The organism is Finegoldia sp. (assembly GCF_046991905.1).
In the GTDB taxonomy this organism is placed as follows: Bacteria; Bacillota; Clostridia; order Tissierellales; family Peptoniphilaceae; genus Finegoldia.
Window position 1 is genome coordinate 59,729 of sequence record NZ_JBKWZF010000010.1, and the last position, 19,978, is coordinate 79,706.

The window sequence follows — 19,978 nt, forward strand, 5'->3', positions numbered from 1 at the left end:
GACTCAAATCGGCTTATGATACAAGAAGTGCTTCTAACAATTCGTAAGTGTATTTGGCACTTCTTTTTATTCTAGTTAATGTGTCTGCTTTTTCGTAAGGTTTTTTGACAACGAGGCTTACTTCTCTTTTGTCGCCTTTTCCAGTATCGATTACAACTTTTCCTACGATTTGTCCTTTTTTCAAAGGAGCTTTCAAATCTTTTTTGATGTCGACTTTTTGTTGCAGACCAGTTTTGGTATTATACAAAATGGATACGTCTTCTGTCGGATAAATCTCAACGTTTTTGTCCACAACGCTGTTGACTGATTTCGTTTCGATTGGCTTTTCGCTGTTTAATATATTCATTGGTTCAAATGAATTTCTGACGTATTCAAGCATTATTTTTTGGTAAGTATTTCTGTCGTATTTTGTGGGAGCCCCCATCAAAACAGATACGACTCTGTGGTTTGGATCGTTTGGTTTCAAACTCATCGTAGTTATCAAACAGTATCCAGCTTTTTCAGTTGTTCCTGTTTTAAATCCATCTACGCCTTCTATTTTTCCTAAAAATGGAACTGTAGTTGCAGCTTCGTATTTTCTACTTGGCATTACAAGTTTTTGTGTTTTTGTGTAATTTAAAACTTGTGGGTAATTGTTGATTGTATATGTGGTTAATTTCGCCAAATCTTTTGCGCTCATCAAATTTTCCTTGTCGTTTTCAGGATAACCTGATGCAGAATAAAACTTCGCAGATTCCAATTCTAATTCGGCTGCTTTTTTGTTCATTCTTTCGACAAATTTTCCCACAGATCCTTCTGATTTCACTGCTAATTCGTCTGCGGCATCATTCCCGCTGACAATCATCATTCCCCTTATCAAATCATTTACAGTTAATTCTTCGCCTTTTTTAAGTTGCATTGTGCTAGCTTCAGGCTTAGCGTATTGTGTTTGGATTTTGATTTTATCGTCGAGCTTGTATTTGTTTGCGTTGATATCTTCCATAACCAAAACATAAGTCATGATTTTAGTTAAGGATGCTATAGCAAAAGGTTTGTTTTCGTTGTAATTCAACAATTCTTGGGAATAATCCTGTTCAATTATGTAATACGCTTTTACTTTGTCTTCAAATCCCAACTTCGAGTCCGCTTTTGATAATGCAGGTTGAAATACAATAGCAAGTATTAACATTAAAGGTATTATTTTTTTAATACTCTTCATTTCTCACCTCATCTTTTCGATATAACTTCTTCGTACACTTTGATTACATCATCTGTAATCTTCTCTTCGGAATACACTTTTTTGATATCGCGTGATATTTTCTCTCTGTCGTATTTTTCAATATTATCGTGCATATATCTTAAGCCTTCTGCTAACTTCTCAACGTTAAATCTATCAACCAATATTCCATTTTCTTCGTTTATTAAATGTTCAGGTCCTCCGCATTTGCTTGCAACCACAGGAAGTCCTGCAGACAATGCTTCCAAATACGCCAACCCAAAAGTTTCTGAATACGAATACAGACAAAACATATCCGCATTATTATAACCTTCAACGATTTTTTCTCTTTTTGTAAGTCCCGGAAGAAAAACTTGATCGGACAAACCCAAATCATCGACCATCTTCAACAATGGTCTTCTCAAAAATCCATCCCCATAAATCGTAAGCTTCACATGTTTGTCGTTTACAAAAGCAATGTTGAACGCCTCAATCAATTCTTTCGGACCTTTTGTCGTGATTACATTTCCAGTGGAAACTATGTTGAATATATCTCCCCTTTTGAAATTCTCATTATTTTTGAAAATCGTAAGGTTTGGAATAATTGCAATTTCTGTAGAATCTTTCCCAAATTCTTCTTTAATTTTCTCTTTGAATTTGGGACTTACAGTTATAAGTCCGTCAGTTCTGTCGTAAGTTTCTTCGGCGATTCTTCTGTAAGAAGGTTTGATAGTATCTTGGTTTACAACGGAATTGCATTCTGTAAGTACGAATGGAATGTTCAACTCTTTTGCAAGTTTGGATGTGTAATATCCCTGGTCTGTAAAATAAGTGTGAATTACATCCGGTCTTCCTTCGATTTGCTCCACTTTTTTGTAGAAATGTCTAAGTACTAAATAAGAAAAGTCATAAAGGCTTTTGAAGATATATCTTCCAATCGGAAAATGAAAGGAATACACTTTGACATTATCTTTTATAAAATATTCACTTTTATATTTACGAAAACGTCTAAGTGATCTGAAATCAAGCGCAATCAGCACGACTTCCACACCTTTTTTGGCGAGTGCTTTTGCCTGATCCAATTCAAATATTCCGTTCATTTTGTATTTATCCGTTGGATATCCTCTAGCAATAATATAAGCCTTCATTTCTTTTCCTATCTTAATTTTAGTTTACTAGTCTATTATATCAAATCCTGTGTATTTTTGTAGCACTTCAGGAATTTTTATACTTCCGTCAGCTTGTTGATAGTTTTCGATTACAGCTGCGAAACAACGTCCAATAGCAAGTCCTGAACCATTAAGTGTGTGAACGTATTGTGGCTTATTATTTTCGTCACGATATCTTATGTTTGCACGTCTTGCTTGGAAATCTTCAAAGTTAGAACAACTTGATATTTCAACGTATCTGCCGTAACTTGGCATCCACACTTCGATATCATATGTCATCGCTGATGAGAATCCCAAATCCCCAGAACAAAGTCTAACAACTCTGTATGGAATTTCCAATAATTGCAAGATTTCTTCTGCGTTATTTGTAAGTTTTTCCAATTCGTCATAACTTGTAGAAGGTTCAACGAATTTTACCATTTCAACTTTTTCAAATTGGTGATTTCTAATCAAACCTCTAGTGTCACGTCCAGCACTTCCTGCTTCTCTTCTGAAACATTGAGTGAAAGCTGTGTAATAAATTGGCAAACTTCCTTGTTCCAAAATTTCTCCTGCCAACAAGTTAGTCACTGGAACTTCTGCAGTAGGAGCAAGATACATATCGTCTTTTTCGCAATAAAACATATCTTCTTTGAATTTTGGAATTTGACCAGTTCCTCTCATCGCACTTGGACTCATAAGCACTGGAGTATTCATTTCAGTGTAGCCTTGTTTGTCAGTGTGAAGGTCAACCATGAAATTCATCAAAGCTCTTTCAAGTCGTGCGCCTTTTCCTTTGAATACACTAAATCTTGATTTGGAAATCTTAGTCGCTCTTTCGAAATCCAAAATATCCAAATCAACGCCCAAATCCCAGTGAGCTTTTATATCAAAATCAAATTTACGAGGTTCTCCCCATTTTCTCATTTCCAAGTTTTCAGTATCATCCAAACCAACTGGAACATCTTTGTTAGGAGTGTTTGGGATTTCCATCAAATATTCCATGATTTCGTCGTCGATATCTTTCAAATCATCATCCATAGATTTGATATCATCAGACAACTTCTTCAAGTTTTTGAAAAGTTCTGTAGTATCTTCTCCGTTTTTCTTCATTTGTGGAACTTGTTTGGAAAGCTTGTTTTGTTCTGCTTTCATGCCTTCTACTTTTTGAATAACTTCACGTCTTTTTTCATCAGTAGCCAAAAGCTTTTCAATAGGATACTCTCCTCTTCTTTTCTTCAAAGCCTCAACGATTTCTTCTGGATTGTTTCTAATTCTTTTAATATCTAACATAACTTTCTCCTTATAAAACAATAAAAAAACTCATACTAAGGGACGAAAATGGTCATTCCGCGATTACCACCCTAATTAGCACAAGCTCTCTCAAATAACAACGCATAGAAGTTAGATTCAGCATCTTCATATACTTATTCGCACCACACATAAGTTCTCTGAAATAATCCAACACTTACTATTTCTTCATCAACTGCAATATTCAACTATATTAATGTATATTTTACCACAAAATATCCATTTGTGTCAATGTATAGCTTGGTTACAACGTTTTTGGGAAAATATTCTTGGGTTTTTCGTTAGAATGAGATTAGCATTTTGCTAAGAACATCTTCAGAAAACGCCAATCTGATTTAATCTTTTATTTTTTATTTATAATCGTATTAATCGCCGCCTGCACAGCCTTATACCTGTCTTCATTGGTGTGAGATGCAAGACAAGTTATTAGATACTTCTTTCCGTTGTTCTCGTACAATACGACAATGTTGTAGGACGATGCCATCGTTCCCGTTTTGATTCCCTTTACATCTTTGTTGTAAAACGCAGATTTTTTGTCCAAAAATTCGTTGGTGTTTTTCCAAGTCATTTCTCCTTGAGGAGTTTGAATTGTAAAATAACTATTGCCCATACATTTTTTGACAAAATCATAATCAATAAGTTTAAGTGCAACTCTATTAATATCTTTTAAATTTGTATCTGCCTGTGTGGAAAATCCACTCGGATCGAACAAATGAGTTTTATTGTAACCTTCATCTGCGAGGTACTTGCTGAGATTTTTTACAAAATAATTCACATATTTTTTTGCGCTGTAACCATCTCCCAAGTCTTTTTTGCCGATATTATATGCCAATGCAAAAGCCGCATCGTTTCCAGACGGCACAAGCATAGCCTGCATTATTTGTTCAGCTGTATATTTGCCAGGCTTTAAGTGCGCTAGTGATGATTCTTGTGGTACTAGATTTAATAATTCTTGATTAACCTCTATGCTATCTTCTAATTTTACCTTTGTTAGTGCATAATCAATCGCAAAAAGTTTCGACAAGCTCGCAACCGTTGGTAATTGCCCGCCGCCTTCATAAAACAAATATTTTTCTTTATCTATGTCATACACCGAAAAAGCAAGTGCATCTTCTGGAATCTTCAACTCTTTGGTATCTATTTTGAAATCAATTCTATCGTAAAATTTTCTAAAAGTTCTGGATTGTAAAATTCTATAGCCACGCAAGTTCAATAATACAAAACAGAACACCAAAAGAATGACTCCAAGAATTAAAAACAATTTACGCTTGTGTTTTTTCATAATTCACCTCTGTATCTAAATTATCCTATATCACTATGTGAATTACAATACTTAAAATCCAAATTGTAGTTGTGTTGAAAGCACCAAATAAAAAACACCAAGCCAATCTCTCACAAGATTTGCTCAGTGTTATTAGTTAAATATCTTTGTCTGCATTTTGGAAAAATTTTGCCACATATCCTATTACAACTAAAACCAAGAATACTTTCATCAAGAATTTCAAAATACTAATAGTAATTCCCATAATTCCTGTCAAAATATTCAAAGCCAAAATAGCCAAGAATATATACAAAATGTATTTTAAATATTTGTTATCCATACTCCACTTCCTTTATACTTCTATACTTATTCTTTTGCGAAAAATCTTCTGTAAATAAATCTAATTACCAACACTGCTAACGCTATTTTAATGAAAACTTTTAAGAATGAATAAGCAACAGCTCCAATCGCTACCAAAATTCCTACAATTGCGCCACCTAATCCCAATATCAAACCAAAAGTTCCCAAAATAGCAGCGAAAACTATTGATAGAATAACTATCAACGTTACGAATGCTAAAGTAATCATAACTGCCTCCCTTTGCTTTGTATAGTACCTTTTATTACATTATAGCACAATAATCCCTTATTCACAACAAGCATTAGGAGATAATTCAAAAGATTTTATAAAAAACTTACCACCTTTTTGTATCAGTTTAAGTTCTGATTTGATATCATCTTCCAAGATAATTTCCTTGGAATTGACTTTGCACACCACTGGCTCAAACGCCCATTCTTCATCATTTTCCATCACATAATACGAATTGTCATCCTTAGAATACACGACACTTTCTTTGTTTGTGACATCATCTGATGAAATATTTGCGTATTTCAATAAAACCGCATCCACCAAATTCTTGTCAACTTTCAAAATCTTAGCATCATCTCTTGTTTGTTTGAGTGCATCTGGATTTTGTTTTTTAAGTTCATCTATCTTGGATTTGTCCTTTTCTGGATCCAGCGTTTTGTTTGGAAAATTCGCCACGAAGTTTTTAAGCGTAATATCTTGTGGTGATGCGAAGCTCTCCCCGTAGAAAAATGTATCTAGAGAGTTTACAACCTCTTCGCCATTATAATCGTACGGCTTGTTGAAGTTCGCTGCGATTTTGTCGACATCTGATTTTTCCAACCTACCGTCTTTTGAAATGTCCACACCCTTGAACCCATCGTTCAAATAATCTGCCACATACGCCTTTTTTTCTTCAGGCAATTCTGGCATTTTCTTCGAACAAGATGCAACAAATACGACACTCAAAACCACAAGTACGATTTTAAATAATTTGTCCTTCATAACCCCTCCAATCTTATTAAACTTATTATATATTAAAACCCAACAAAAAAACACTGACGGAAGTTTAACCAACTCCCAAATCAGTGTTTTCAACTAACATCTCAACTTTCGGATGGTCTTTCAAATCGTAGTGATTTTCCAAAAACCACTTCACAAGCTCATCATCTCTTTTAATCGGCGTAGAATTATTTATGAAAATATTAATAGTAATCCATTTGAAATTAGAAAGGCCTATCTCGATATCTCGCTCAATCATTTCCTTAGTTTGACCCTTGATTCCAACCATTAAACACGCCGAATCAAAATAATCGGACACATCTTTTACATCAGTGAATTTTGCATTTTTGTTTAAGACATTTTCCCTAAAATCGTAATCGAACGTTTCAATTCCAGTCTTAAACAAAACCTTGCATCCGAAAAATTCCCTGATTTCGTGAAGTCTATTCTTGAAAAAATAATGCGCTTCGAAAACCAAAGTATGAATGTTTTTTTCGTGAATTAAATTTCTGATGTCGATTTTGGTCTGTTCTGGAAGTTCGAACACATTTCCAGAATTTATACATTCCAAAACACCGAATTCTCCAGTCACATTTTGTAGAATCCCACGATTTTCACGAACAGCATCATCCATATCCACCGTATTGTCTTCAATGTAATCGCAAAAAGTGCATTTGCCCCAAAAACATGGTCTGCCTTTTAAAAGCACAATCTCGCGTTTTAATTTTTCCTCAATCTTAGCGTATCGATTCAAGCTTAATCCTCTTGACAGCAGCCATCACAACAGTAAATGAAATAAGTCTGTCCACAAATTCCATAAAATATTGGTTGATAAAAGATGCCGCGGCTGGATTGACTCCCTTGTTAATCATAAATCTTACAATAACATCACTTCCTGAGCTTGTAACCCCACCAAAAATATAACCTTGAATAATAGCACCCAAAATAGCGCCTGGAAGCACAGCTAATAAAAGTGCAGGAATAGTGTGCAATTTCTTGAAATATCCTTTTTCGTATAAAATACCAACCATAAACACCATAAGCATACCTGTAGGCGCAAATGGAAGTGCAAATGGATCGAAAAGAATTTGGTTCATAACAGACGATAAGAGCGCAGTCACAACACCGTATTTCCATCCAAATAACATACACACCAATAAAGATCCTATGTGATCCAACAACAAAGGAACCTTCGTACTAACAGCGATAAAAGCACCAAGGCAGTTGATTGCAATGCAAATCGCTATAGTAGTCAACAATTTCGTATTCGTTTTTCTCAATAAAAAAACCTCCTAATAAAATATAGGAGAACTCAAAAATAACGCCCTGTTTTTTTATACTTGGAGCTCTCAAACAAGTCCTGAAATAAATTTCAGCTTTAACTAGGCAACAGTAATTTTACCAAATAATTAAATTCATTGCAAATAAGTTCGTTTCAAAAAAGTCGCTAAAAAGTAGAAATCCGATTTGATTTCTCACTCACATGTAAAACAAAAACTCGTAATTCGCTCATCAGAGTAGAAAATAATCAATTAAACATGTACTGCGCAAAGCTTCATCAGGCGTTGTTGGTATCCTAGGCAAACATCTTTGCCTGAGAATATCATTCGGAAAAAACAAACAGAAATTCTAACGAAGGGAACCGTTAAAAAATCTCACTCGCGCCAAAGCGGAGCTTGCGCTTGAGATTTTAGGTTCACGAGTTTTGAATTTCTTTGTTTTTGTAGACAGATATTCGACGGCAAGAGTTTGCCATAAAACAAAAAACGCCTCTTACGAAGCGTTATTTAATACATGTTTAATTGATTTTTCTGGTATACCTATTCTTTCCACGACATATTCTCCGTCGTAATCTTGCAACGATTTCTTCGGTAATTGCAGCGTCACTAACAAATCTGCTTTTACCGCTACGTTGTGGATTATATTTTCATCAGAATCCAGTCCCGATGGCATGTCGACACTTACTACGAATGCTTTGGTTTCGTTAATCATGTCGATTACATCTTTGTATATTCCTTCGATGTCTCTTTTGAGTCCTGTTCCAAAAATACTGTCGACTATCAAATCAGTGTCTTTTATTTCAAACGTTGTATTTTCATCTACAAATTCGATGTCTACGTCTAATTTTTTCAAAATATCGTAGTTTATCCTAAAATCCGTGGATGCTTTCTCAAGTTTCCCAATAACATACACTTTAACATTTTTGTCTGCGTTGTAGATGTCACGCGCAACTGCTAGTCCATCTCCACCGTTGTTTCCAACAGATGCGAACACATACGCTTTGGCAAAATTTTTGTCCAAAATGTGTTTGGAGATTTGTGCTTTGGCATTTTCCATCAATACGATTGACGGAATTCCGATTTCGTTAATCGTGTAGTGGTCTATTTGTCGCATTTGTTCAGCTGTTACATAAATCATAGTCCGTTTTTGAACCTCTCTTCTCTTATATCTCTGCCGAAAAATTGTATCGGTATGAATTCACCTTTTATTCTGGATGCAATTCTCTGATCGTATTGCGTAGAAAAATCATCTAGGTCGATATTTGTCGATATTATCGTCGTTTTTTGGTTTTGAATTCTGTAATTTAAAAGGTCAAACAACAAACTTATGTTGGTTTCTGTGGAGTTTTCCGTTCCCAAATCGTCAATCATAAGGCAGTCGCAGTTGTAGATAATGTCTTCTACTTCTGGTTGTGGTATTTCGTTGAAGTTTTGGTATCTGATTGAAAAAAGTTTTTTCAATAATTGCATCGCTGACATGTAAATCACAGAATATCCGTTTTCTATGATTTCTTTTGCCATGCACGACAACAAATATGTTTTACCAGTTCCGACTGGACCGAACAATAACATCGATTTGTCGTTTTGGCTAAAATTTTGTGAATAGTATTTCAAGTTGTCGTAGATATTTTCCATAAGTTTTCTTTGAGATATGCCATGCGATTTGTCCACAGTTGTGTCAAACACATCAAAATCAAAGTTGTCGAAGTTTTGCTGTTTCATCTGATCGTTCAGTAAGCTTTTATCGCGTGCAATGTTGACCATGATGGTTTTCTTGCAAGAACACATTTTGCCGTTGTAGACTCCTGTGTCGTTGCATTTGTCGCAGTGATGCTTCAACTGTAAGTAATCACTTGGATATCCACTTAGTATGAGTATTTTGTGCATTTTTTCTTCAGTGGATTTGATTTCATCTTCCAAGTTTTTTAATTCTTCCTTGTCACCACCGATGCTTTTTTTCAAATACTCGTATCCAAGTTTATTTCTGTGTGTAAACAAATCCTCAAATCCTTCGATTTTTTGAAAAACTTCCTGATATCTCATGTCCAATTCTTTTTGGGATTGATTTCTGTAATCTTCCAATATTCTGTTGGCTTCTTTTGCGTAGCTCATTATTTTTTATCCTTTTGTTCTTTTGATTTCTTAATAAAATCGTTCAAAAATTTCGAGTTAATATTAGTAGCCTTGTTTTCAATGTCATTAGTTTTCGGTCTGTAATAAGTTCTCTTTTTTGTTTTTCTTTGTTGCTTTTTGTTGTTTTCTTCTTGCCATTGTTCCAAAGTCATGATGCCATCAAGTTTCCAATTTCTGAGAACTTGTAGCACATAATTCGTGTTGTTTTTCGTGTTCGGATTAGTTGTGCAATAATGGAAAGCCGTCACCACTAATTCCGGTGTTTGATGATATGTCGAGATGTGTTCCAAAATTCTTTCCATCTCTGACTTGGAAAGTTCCATGTCCCTAATGTCTTCTATATCTCTGAACATTTCCTTGATTTCTTGGCTATTTTGTGGAATGTAAGTTTTCTGACTTTCGTCTGGCTCTGGGTTTGTAATTCCAAGATACAATTGTCTCAAACTCAAAAAAACCGTGTGATTAGTTTGAGTTTCGGCATCCGTGTATCTTTTGATAATCCCCTCATCCAACCAATAATTCCAACATTCAGATACTTCGCTTTCCGTCAAATCCAACGCCTTTGCGATTCCTTCATCTGATATATCGACATCTGCTGCACTATCCTTGGCAAGCTTGTAGGCATACAAATACACTTTTAGTTGATTTCCTGTGGCCACTTGAAGATATTGATTCAAAAATATATTTTCAATAGGTGTTTCGCCTAAATCTATCTTAAATTTTTCTACACTATATTTCATAAAATCACCTCATATTATCAATCGCCATAGTAGTGTTCTTCGAAAAAATTGTCCCGTCTTTTACTATGAAAAACTCATCGAATTCTTCATCGTGCGTGTCCAATCTTTGATTTTCGAACACTTCTTCGTAACTACAAAACTTCCTGAATCCACATTTTTCATAACATTTTATCGCTCTTTTGTTGAAATTATTCACATTTAAGAAAATCCTGTCCAGCCCGTAAACTGTAAATCCCATGTTAATCAAAGCCTTTATGGATTCTTCGCCGTATGATTTGTCCATTTCATTTGGATCCAAAACAATACCCAAAAACGCCGTTTTTGTGAACTTGTCGTATTGTTTAAGCCCAACGTATCCCACTAATTTTCGGGACTTGTCCCTAATTGCAAAATACTTTTGAGTTTCCATTTCTCGTTTTTGGCGATACCACATTTTTATTTCAAAATCGTCCAAATCGGACAAGTTATAATCGATCAGTCTTTCGTCTGTGTGTTTTCCCCATTGTTCGATTTCAAATGCATCGTTTAATGTAAAATCTTCTAACGTCAACCTTTCAGTAGTTATCATTTATCAAACGCTCCTACATCGGGCATTTGTTTGTCCAAATCCATAAACTTCGTGTGTTCCTTGTCGAATAACATATCCACAGTTCCCGTTGGACCATTTCTGTGTTTTGCTACGATAATTTCCGCGATGTTTGGCTTGTCGGTTTCAGGATCGTAATAATCATCACGATACAACATCAACACAACGTCCGCATCTTGTTCGATAGCTCCTGATTCACGAAGGTCACTCATGACCGGTCTGTGGTTAGGTCTTTGGTCAGGCGCACGCGACAATTGGCTCAGTGCTAAAATTGGGCAATTTAATTCCTTCGCCAAACCTTTGAGCCCTCTTGAAATCGTGGAGATTTCTTGTTGTCTGTTCTCATTTCTGGAATTAGTAGTCATAAGTTGCAAATAATCTATAATAACCAAATCCAATTCGCCACGCGCTTTTAATTTTCTGCACTTGGAACGAAGTTCATTCAGCGAAATCGACGAAGTATCATCGACAAACATTTTGCTTTCTGCTAAAAGTTGTGATGCTTGTCCCAGATTCATCCACTCAGTAACTCTACCAGACACAAGTTCCGACAAATTAATGTTACTAAGTGCAGATAATAATCTCTGAGTCAATTGCATCTTACTCATTTCAAGAGAGAATATTGCGACGTGGTTTTCGATACTAGCCTTGTATGCAATGTTAAGCGCAAGTGATGTTTTACCCATAGCAGGACGCGCTGCAAGTAAAATCAAATCCGAGTTTTGAAGCCCTGAAAGTTGCCTATCCAAATCAATCAACCCAGTAGTAACCCCCGTAAGCTTTCCTTGGCTAACACTCATTTCACCAATTCTTGCAAGAGTTGGCTCCAACATTTCTTGGATTTTAACCAAATCTTGGTGTTTTCTGTTCTGACTGATTTTGAAAATATTGCTTTCGGCATATTCCAAAACCTCTCCAACGGAGTTGTTGGCAATGGACATATCAATCACATCTTGTGACACGCGCATAAGATTTCTGATAATCGACTTACTTTTGATAATATCTGCGTAGTATTTCACATTGACTGCACTTCCCACAGCTTCTGAAATGCTGATAAGTTCATCAATCCCGCCGATAATTTCGTACATATTATTGGATTTTAGTTTGTCTTCCAATGTAATATAATCCACAGGCTTTTTCTCATCGATTACTTGCAAAATCGCCTTGTAAATCTCCTGATATTTCGTAGAATAAAAATCCACCGGCTCCACGATTTCTGCCGCATCATCGACAGCTCTCTCGTCAAGTATCATCGCCCCGATTACACTTCTTTCAGCTTCCAAATCGCACGGCATAATATTCTGTTGATTTTCCATTACCTCACCGCCTTTCTTTTGTGTATTTTAAAAATTATTCCTTGTCTACAATTACTTCCAAGTTTGCGTTAATATCTGGATATACCCTAACTAAAACGTCAAAAGTTCCAAGTGATTTGATGTTGTCTTTCATTTCGATTTTTTTCTTATTAACATCCAAACCGTGTTGATCATTCAAAGCTTTTTCGATATCCATTGAAGTGATTGAACCGAAAAGTCTGTCGCCTTCACCTGTTTTGGCGATGATTTTTACTTTTATATTTTCGATTTTTTCTTTTAATTCATTAGCGTTTTTGATGTTTTCTCTTTCAATAGCTCTTAGTTCAGCTTGTTTTTCTTCCCAAATCTTGATGTTTTCCTTTGTTGCTTGTACGGCTAATTTGTTAGGAAGTAGGAAGTTTCTCGCAAAACCTGTCTTGGCATTAACCATTTCTCCAGCTTTTCCCAACTTATCTACATCACTAGTCAATATAACTTTCATCCGTATCCTCCTTCATATATTCGTCAATTGCTTGTTTTATCTTTTCTTCTGCTTCATCCATGCTACATTCTAATTGAGCACCTGCACTTGTAAGGTGACCTCCACCTCCGACTTTTTCCAAAATCAATTGCACCGATATTTTGCCCAAACTTCTCGCACTAACATGGATTTTATCTTTTATTTTCGCCAACACAAACGAAGCTTCCACACCCAAAATGTTGAGCAAATCGTCTGCCGATTGTGCCGCAACCAAAATAGACTCGTCAACTTCTTCTTCCAATCTTCCTATGGCGATGTTGTTTTTGTACATTTTCGATGAAGCGATAACATCTGATTTTAGTTTGATAGTTCTTTCATCATCCTTGAAAAGCTTCTTAACCTTGACACTGTCTGCGCCTTGTCTTTTCAAAATAGATGCCGCTTCAAAAGTTCTAACCCCTGTTTGATAAAAGAAATTCTTCGTATCCACAGTGATTCCTGCAAGTAATGCTTCTGCTACAATCTTTGGAATTTCTAGTTTTTCTGTCATGTAGAACAAAACTTCTGTCACCATTTCTGATGCACTAGATGCGTAAGGTTCCAAATAAGTCAACGAAGTATCCTTGATGTAGTCGGAACTTCTTCTGTGGTGGTCGATAACCACGATGTTTTTCGTAATATCCATAATTTCTTGACACTCTACGGAATTTCTCCTGTGGTTGTCGCAAATAATCACCAAACTATTGCTGTTACAATTTTCCTTAGCAAATGCATTCTTCACAAAATATTTCTTGTATTCTGGATTTTCTTCCAAAACCGCATTGTAAATATTCTCAATTTGAGGGCCAACCTCATTCAAAATAATATAACATTCTTTTTTATTAATCTTGCACGCTTCAAGCATTCCCAAACTAGATCCAATCGAGTCCATATCTGGATTTCTGTGACCCATGATAAACACATTGGAACTTTGAGTAATAAGCTTTTTCAATGCGTGTGACACAACTCTTGCCTTAACCTTGTTTCTTTTTTCAACAGCCTTGTTCTTGCCACCGAAATACTCAAGCTCTCCTGTATCAACCACAGCTTGTGCTCCTCCACGTCCAAGAGCAACGTCCAAGCACGCTCTGGATTTTTCGTGAATTTCGTACGGAGTATCACCAATAATTGATGCACCAATACTCAAAGTAACGGGAACATTGTTTGTGTTTTTGATGTCCTTAATCATATCCAACACAGAAAATTTTTGTTGCATAATATTTTCAAGCTCGTGTTTTTCCATAACCATAACGAACTTGTCAGATTCGTATTTTCTGATAAATGCGTTGTGACCTCTCGCAAAATCTTGCAAAATATTTTCCACATCTGAGAACACCCTCGTTCTCTCCTCTTCCTTTATGCTGTTACGCGCTTCGTCGTAATTGTCGATGAAAACATCCATCAAACAAAGCCTTTTTTCATCCAAAAGAGTCACAACATCCATGAAAGCAGTGTTGTCGATACCATAAAGCAAAGTCAAATCCTTGTCTTCGCTGTCTTTTATCGTAACAGGATAAAATCTGTAATATTTGCCGTCAACTTGTGTTTCGTAATAATCCAAGTTGTCATTGTCGTCTTTTACAGTCTTCAAATCCAGAATTTTTTCGATTTCATTGTTGAAAATCTCAATCTCATCGTCAGCCAAATCCTTAAAATAAGTGTTAAACCAACTGATTTTGTTCTTATCGTTGATAATTAAAAGTGGAAAAGGAACCTTGAATACAGCGTTTTTAGTAATATCTGTAAACTCATTATTAAGATTAATAATCTTATCCTCAACCTTTTTGTTCTTATTGTTGATATAAGTGTATTCATTAACTATCAAAAATGCCGAAGCAATAAAAGCCAAAGTTCCTATGATATTTTGAAAATAAAACAAAATCGCTGAAAGTATCACCAACAAAACCGATTCTACAATCAAACGCTTCATTGAATATTTAAGCTCTTGCATCTTTTTCCTTCTTTCTCAGATCTTTAAAGCTGTTCAAAGCTCCCAAGCCTGCCAAAATATAAATAAATGGTTGAATGGCAACTAAAATCACAACAGTCAACACCTTAAAAGGAGTCGACAATGATTTCAAATATGAAAACATCAAAGCAATTCCTCCCAATAAGTACGAACTAATTCCGAAAACCGACAAATTATACAACAAATAATTTCCCAAATCCTTATTCACAAAATAAACAATTCCCGAAATCAATACCAATCCAACAATTGTGATTGTGAATTTCGTGTCTATTCTGAAATCGTGAAACTGATGTTCCTTAGATTTTTGTGGAATATACACATTCAACACACTTGTATAAAAAGCGATAAGTCCCAAAATTGCATACACAGCCCTCACAATAAGCTTAGATGATTGTTCAAACATAATTTTAAAAGACTTCATCAATTCTTCGTCCATCTTCACAGAACTCAAAACCTTCATGAAATCATTCAACTTTACGTTAATCACATCTGCAATCGACATATCTGCATTTAGTTTCAAAAGCAAATTCGTCAACAAAACGAAAACACAAATTCCAACGAAACTAATCGTTATAGTTTGTTTGTCGTCAAATCCCGAACCAAGCAAATTCAAAATCGAATAGAACACCAAAATTATGTACAATCCGACAGGAATTGCTATCATAGGGCTTGACACAACCATACTCAACACAAAAAATATACCGAAAGATATCAGAGCGAGTCTGTTATCTTTATCCAATCCTAACTTAATAAAATAAGAAGGCAACACAATAAATCCAAATGGAAACAAAAACAAGCTCACAACATAAATCATCAGAGCTTTTAATGAAATTTTCATTAAAGATTTATAATCAATCGTATTAATAATCCCACCTCCGTTATCATATTATTATATCATAAAATAGCACAGAAATTTATATCCCACGATGGCGATAAATCACGAAACTATCCTAATCTTAGCAGAAATAGAACATTTCTCACCACATTTCAAACCAAACTTTGAACCAACTGAATCCCTGTTCAAATTAGACACATAATAAGAACAATTCCCGTCCACAAAATCACTTGTAGATTCTAATTTGTATCCAGAAATCTCACTTACAATATTTTGACTTTCCAAATTATTTTTCCAATCAATCACAACTGCTGGATTCATCTTAATTGTGTGGTCGGAATTGTTAATCACATTCACATTAACACTCACACTATCATTTGTGAATTGATACACAACAAAACTTTCAATCCCCTCACTGACACATCTTAGAACGCACATATCCTCAGATTTGCTCACAACATCGTATTCTTCATTCACGAAAAGACCATCAGTCGGATAACGAAAAGTCTTGTCCACGCCGTAATTTGGAATACAGATTTTCAAATCATCAATCATATTTACATCGTCTATTTTAAACTGTTCGATCCTCGCACCAACACTGTTAATGTAAATTTCCATGTTTTTAATCGCATATAAAATTCTCATTTAATCACTCCCTGTGATATATATACCCAAATGAGTTTTGTTTGCAATTAAAAAAATGCCCCGTCAATGACGAAGCATTCTATGTTATCTTAAAGCTCTTCTGAAACCAGCAGCACGAGCCTCTTTTTCTGTTCTAAAATATCTTATATGACTTGGTTTGATCTTATTGTAATCTCTTTGTCCAGGAAGATGATAAATCATTGAATTCATATTCCCTTTAATTCTTCCTTCACCAACAGGACCGTATCCATCTTGGTAGATGTAGTTTGGTTTACTTGGTTTGGAAGCTTCTTTTTTGGCTTGTTCTTGTTTTTTTAGTTCCAATTCCCTTTGTTTTCTAGCTTGTTCCTCCTTGGCTTTTCTTTCCCTTTCGATTCTTTTCATCTCGTTTACTTCTTCAGCAGTAGGATTAGAAAATATATTACTAGCTACAGACTTTTCTCCACCAACAATAGTTACAGATTTCATATTTTCCAAATAATTCTTAGCAGATTGTGTTAAATTTTCATTGTCTGTCAAAATAATAGGTGCCTTGTAATTTTTTGCGATACTTACAGCTGACAAGCTATCTGCGAAAACTTTTGAGTTTGCCAAAATAGCATTTTCATTGTTTTCAAATGATTTTTTTGCAAGAGCAAGTGATGTTTGATATCTATCTTTTCCTGCTATTCTTTCCCCAGTAAAACCGTTCAAAGGAAGTTGGTTAACCCCACCAATTGCTATTTCTTTCAAATCAGATTTTGGGTAAGAATTACCATCGCTAAGTACCATCAATGCTTTGTGATCTGCCATGAAACTAGTTGCACTAAGAGCATCAGGGAAATTTTTGCCGCTCGCAATCAATAAATATTCTGCATCGATAAATTCTTTTGTTTTTTCCATAACCTTCACAGAAGTTTCGTATCTGTTATTTCCCTTAAGCCTTTCAATGTTAATATCATTAACAGCAGATTTTACAGATTCTTCGATATTTGAACTCAACGCATTTTCCCCGCCAACAATATACATATTCTTAGGCTTTAAATTTGCGATTTCTTCTTTTACCCTTAAATCCATATTTTCATCTGACAAAATAAGCGGCGCATTCAAAGCTGCTGCAAGTTGACCTGCTGACAAAGCATCCGCAAAGTTGAATCCACTTGCGAGTACGACATTGTCTGATTCATTGAACATCGCTTTTGAAATTTCAATAGAAGTTCCAATCCTATCTTTTCCAGCAATTCTCGTAACATTTTCAACATTTGCGCTAGACACACCCGCTGGAATCATAAAAGAAATAACCAATGCGGCTAGTGTAAGTTTTTTCAAATTTTTAATCAACATTTTCTCCTCCATTAATTTAATATACTACTATGATACCATAATATATTAAAATTTCTAACCAAATTTTTAACCTTTAATATTACTTAATGAGCAAATTCCCCAAAAACATAACAATTGGAAACGCTAACACTAATAAAAAATTCAAAATAGCTTTTGGAACACTTTTTTCAATCAAAGAAAAAACAATTCCAATTATTCCCAAAATCGGACAAACATATACCGTCACAAATCCAATAGGTCTCAGATTACCCAAGAAATCGAACTGAAAATCCTTCAATATAAAACTAACCACAAGACACACAACACCAATGATAAATGTCCACAGGCTTTTGTTCTTCGTTTTGTTCATAAACTCCCTCCTATATTTAATATCATTATATCCTATTTGAGAATTATTTGATATATTATTTCATCAAAAAAGAGTGTAGAACAATCTACACCCTTGTGTTTAATATTTACGAAGCTATTTCAACTTTAGTAGCCACGCCATTTTCAACAGTAATTACCAACGCAAGTCCCGTATTCTTGCATAATTTATAGTAATTCAAAAACTCAGTCTTGTTAAAATAACTTGGTCTTGCAAGTCCGCTTACTGCTCTGAAAACTGTCTTGTCTGTGATTTTGAAAGAGTGATTTACGCTGTGACCAATGCTCTTTCCAGAATCTAGTTCATTAGGATCATTATTATAAGAAATATATCCAGAAACAACCAAGTAATCTCCGTTTATACTTACTTTGTAAGCTTGATTAGACTCCTTGGCTTGTTTTTTGGATAGCTTTGAACTTATTAAACTTGAAAAATATTCACCAGTTTTTGTGTGCAAATTCTTATCTTCTTTCTTTACAACAGGTTTTTTTCTAGTCATTATATCCTTCACAACAGTCTTTTCTCCACCAACTATGAACACATTTTTGCCATTCAAATATTTCTTGGCGTTTTCCGTCAAGCTATTTGATTGTGTCAATATGATTGGTGCGTTGTGTTTTTTAGTTAAACTTACTGCTGACAAGCTATCTGCAAACACTTCTCCACTTGCAAGGATTGCGCTATTGTTGTTTTCAAATGATGCTTTTGCTATTTGTAGTGCTGTTTCGTATCGGTTTGATCCGTATATTCTTTTTCCTTTGAAGCCTTTTAGTGGTAGTTGGTTAACTCCACCTATTGCAATTTCTTTTAAGTTTGAGCTAGGGTAAGAATTACCATCACTCAAAACCATTACTGATTTGTGATTAACAAAGAAAGATGTCGCTGCTAGTGCATCTGGGAAGTTTTTGCCACTTGCTATCAACAAATATTCTGGGTTTATGATTTCTTTTGTTTTTTCCATGACTTTTTGTGATGTAGAATATCTGTCTTGTCCTTCAAGTCTTGTTACATCTATGTTTTTTGATTTTAATGTTGTGTCAACTCCACTTTTACTGATTGCATTATCTCCACCTACAACGTAAACTTTTTTTGCTTTCAAACGTTCGATTTCGTTCTTTGTTTGTGAATCTAGTTTATTTTGTGATGATAATAAAAGTGGTGCGTTAAGTGCTGATGCAAGTTGACCTGCTGATAATGCATCTGCAAAGTTGAATCCACTTGCAAGTACTACATTTTCTGATGTAGTATATGCTGATTTGGATATTTCTACAGATGTTTGGATTCTATCCTTGCCAGATATTCTTGTAACTTGTTGTGATTTTTCTTGTTGTTGTGTATTTTGTTTGTCAGCATTTACAACGCCAATTGGAAGAACCATGGATAGTGCAAGCGTTGATGCCAATACTTTTTTCAAAATTTTCGTGTTCATTTTTGCCTCTCGTTAATTATTTTCGTATGCTTCTAATACTTTGTTGTAGCCTTCTTCTTTTAAAGCTTCTTCAACATATCCTCTGATTTCTGTTGTTGGATATACATTTCTTTTTATAGATTTCATTTTCTTCAACACATCTTCAACGATAATGTTCACATCGGAAGCATTCATCTTCGCTCCAGAAGAATCTGATGTTTGGGCTATTGAATGGAATATTTTTTCCTTGTCAAAGCTTTCAACGCTGCCAAGTTTTTTAAGCACCCATTCTCCTTCTTCTCCAAACATTTCATCAAGCACATTGATTTTTGCATCTTCAATAATACTAGCAACTTTATTTGGGTCGATATCGTTATCCTTGAAATAGTCAAATAATATTTTTGTTAAATCGTTCATAAAATCCTCCTTTAAAAAATTAGAGCATCCATTAAAAAACGGATGCTCAGCTTGTCTAATTTATCTACCTTAATTAAGGTTATTATTCTATAATTTTAGAAACAACGCCAGCTCCTACTGTTCTTCCGCCTTCTCTGATGGCAAATCTTAATCCTTCTTCGATTGCGATTGGAGTGATTAATTCGATTATGAATTTTG

Annotated in this window: 23 protein-coding genes; all 23 read right to left on the bottom strand. The window is 34.9% G+C overall.

Annotation, left to right across the window (positions count from 1 at the left end):
• Window positions 1–13 precede the first annotated feature (13 nt).
• Window positions 14–1,198 (bottom strand): D-alanyl-D-alanine carboxypeptidase family protein, encoded by a 1,185-nt coding sequence (locus ACLUJM_RS05950; protein WP_412308880.1) that lies wholly within the window; start codon window positions 1,196–1,198, stop codon window positions 14–16.
• 8 nt (window positions 1,199–1,206) lie between these two features.
• Window positions 1,207–2,343, bottom strand: a complete 1,137-nt coding sequence (locus tag ACLUJM_RS05955) for a glycosyltransferase (RefSeq protein ID WP_294684863.1) — start codon at window positions 2,341–2,343, stop codon at window positions 1,207–1,209.
• Between the two features lie 27 nt (window positions 2,344–2,370).
• The gene (serS, locus tag ACLUJM_RS05960; RefSeq protein WP_412412431.1) at window positions 2,371–3,636 is read right to left on the bottom strand and encodes a serine--tRNA ligase; all 1,266 of its coding nucleotides are present in this window, start codon (window positions 3,634–3,636) and stop codon (window positions 2,371–2,373) included.
• Window positions 3,637–3,997: 361 nt separating this feature from the next.
• Window positions 3,998–4,936: a D-alanyl-D-alanine carboxypeptidase gene (locus ACLUJM_RS05965; protein WP_412412432.1), complete on the bottom strand. Its 939-nt coding sequence runs from the start codon at window positions 4,934–4,936 to the stop codon at window positions 3,998–4,000.
• A 136-nt stretch (window positions 4,937–5,072) separates the two neighbouring features.
• Window positions 5,073–5,255, bottom strand: coding sequence for a hypothetical protein (locus ACLUJM_RS05970; protein ID WP_094209331.1), 183 nt, complete (start codon window positions 5,253–5,255; stop codon window positions 5,073–5,075).
• Between the two features lie 26 nt (window positions 5,256–5,281).
• Complete coding sequence (locus ACLUJM_RS05975; RefSeq protein ID WP_412412433.1) at window positions 5,282–5,503, bottom strand: hypothetical protein; 222 nt, start codon at window positions 5,501–5,503, stop codon at window positions 5,282–5,284.
• Window positions 5,504–5,560: 57 nt separating this feature from the next.
• Complete coding sequence (locus ACLUJM_RS05980; RefSeq protein WP_412412434.1) at window positions 5,561–6,265, bottom strand: hypothetical protein; 705 nt, start codon at window positions 6,263–6,265, stop codon at window positions 5,561–5,563.
• A gap of 64 nt (window positions 6,266–6,329) precedes the next feature.
• Window positions 6,330–7,016, bottom strand: coding sequence for a radical SAM protein (locus tag ACLUJM_RS05985; RefSeq protein WP_412412435.1), 687 nt, complete (start codon window positions 7,014–7,016; stop codon window positions 6,330–6,332).
• Window positions 7,000–7,542 carry an ECF transporter S component gene (locus tag ACLUJM_RS05990; protein WP_094207956.1) on the bottom strand — a complete coding sequence of 181 codons (543 nt, stop codon included), beginning with the start codon at window positions 7,540–7,542 and terminating at the stop codon, window positions 7,000–7,002. Before ACLUJM_RS05990 ends, ACLUJM_RS05985 begins: the two co-directional genes overlap by 17 nt.
• 493 nt (window positions 7,543–8,035) lie before the next feature.
• Entirely contained in the window at window positions 8,036–8,680 is a 645-nt protein-coding gene (locus tag ACLUJM_RS05995; RefSeq protein ID WP_412412436.1) for an NAD(P)H-hydrate epimerase, read from the bottom strand.
• Entirely contained in the window at window positions 8,677–9,654 is a 978-nt protein-coding gene (locus tag ACLUJM_RS06000) for an ATP-binding protein (protein WP_412308872.1), read from the bottom strand. Before ACLUJM_RS06000 ends, ACLUJM_RS05995 begins: the two co-directional genes overlap by 4 nt.
• Window positions 9,654–10,415, bottom strand: coding sequence for a DnaD domain protein (locus ACLUJM_RS06005; RefSeq protein ID WP_412308871.1), 762 nt, complete (start codon window positions 10,413–10,415; stop codon window positions 9,654–9,656). Before ACLUJM_RS06005 ends, ACLUJM_RS06000 begins: the two co-directional genes overlap by 1 nt.
• Window positions 10,416–10,419: 4 nt before the next feature.
• Window positions 10,420–10,983, bottom strand: coding sequence for a GNAT family N-acetyltransferase (locus ACLUJM_RS06010; RefSeq protein WP_412308870.1), 564 nt, complete (start codon window positions 10,981–10,983; stop codon window positions 10,420–10,422).
• Window positions 10,980–12,317 (bottom strand): replicative DNA helicase, encoded by a 1,338-nt coding sequence (gene dnaB / locus ACLUJM_RS06015; RefSeq protein ID WP_412412437.1) that lies wholly within the window; start codon window positions 12,315–12,317, stop codon window positions 10,980–10,982. The genes ACLUJM_RS06010 and dnaB overlap by 4 nt, the downstream gene beginning before the upstream one ends.
• A gap of 34 nt (window positions 12,318–12,351) precedes the next feature.
• Window positions 12,352–12,798: a 50S ribosomal protein L9 gene (rplI, locus tag ACLUJM_RS06020; protein WP_412412438.1), complete on the bottom strand. Its 447-nt coding sequence runs from the start codon at window positions 12,796–12,798 to the stop codon at window positions 12,352–12,354.
• Window positions 12,779–14,767: a DHH family phosphoesterase gene (locus ACLUJM_RS06025; protein WP_412412439.1), complete on the bottom strand. Its 1,989-nt coding sequence runs from the start codon at window positions 14,765–14,767 to the stop codon at window positions 12,779–12,781. The genes rplI and ACLUJM_RS06025 overlap by 20 nt, the downstream gene beginning before the upstream one ends.
• Entirely contained in the window at window positions 14,754–15,623 is an 870-nt protein-coding gene (locus ACLUJM_RS06030; RefSeq protein ID WP_294684849.1) for a DUF2232 domain-containing protein, read from the bottom strand. Before ACLUJM_RS06030 ends, ACLUJM_RS06025 begins: the two co-directional genes overlap by 14 nt.
• Window positions 15,624–15,722: 99 nt before the next feature.
• Window positions 15,723–16,265, bottom strand: a complete 543-nt coding sequence (locus ACLUJM_RS06035) for a hypothetical protein (RefSeq protein ID WP_412412440.1) — start codon at window positions 16,263–16,265, stop codon at window positions 15,723–15,725.
• 84 nt (window positions 16,266–16,349) lie between these two features.
• Window positions 16,350–17,588: a cell wall-binding repeat-containing protein gene (locus tag ACLUJM_RS06040; protein ID WP_412412441.1), complete on the bottom strand. Its 1,239-nt coding sequence runs from the start codon at window positions 17,586–17,588 to the stop codon at window positions 16,350–16,352.
• A gap of 79 nt (window positions 17,589–17,667) precedes the next feature.
• Window positions 17,668–17,937, bottom strand: coding sequence for a hypothetical protein (locus ACLUJM_RS06045; RefSeq protein WP_412412442.1), 270 nt, complete (start codon window positions 17,935–17,937; stop codon window positions 17,668–17,670).
• Window positions 17,938–18,043: 106 nt separating this feature from the next.
• Window positions 18,044–19,384, bottom strand: a complete 1,341-nt coding sequence (locus tag ACLUJM_RS06050; protein WP_412412443.1) for a cell wall-binding repeat-containing protein — start codon at window positions 19,382–19,384, stop codon at window positions 18,044–18,046.
• A gap of 12 nt (window positions 19,385–19,396) precedes the next feature.
• Entirely contained in the window at window positions 19,397–19,780 is a 384-nt protein-coding gene (locus tag ACLUJM_RS06055) for an ATP cone domain-containing protein (RefSeq protein WP_412412444.1), read from the bottom strand.
• An 82-nt stretch (window positions 19,781–19,862) separates the two neighbouring features.
• A partial coding sequence (locus tag ACLUJM_RS06060; protein ID WP_412412445.1) for a hypothetical protein occupies window positions 19,863–19,978 on the bottom strand: 116 nt, incomplete at its 5' end.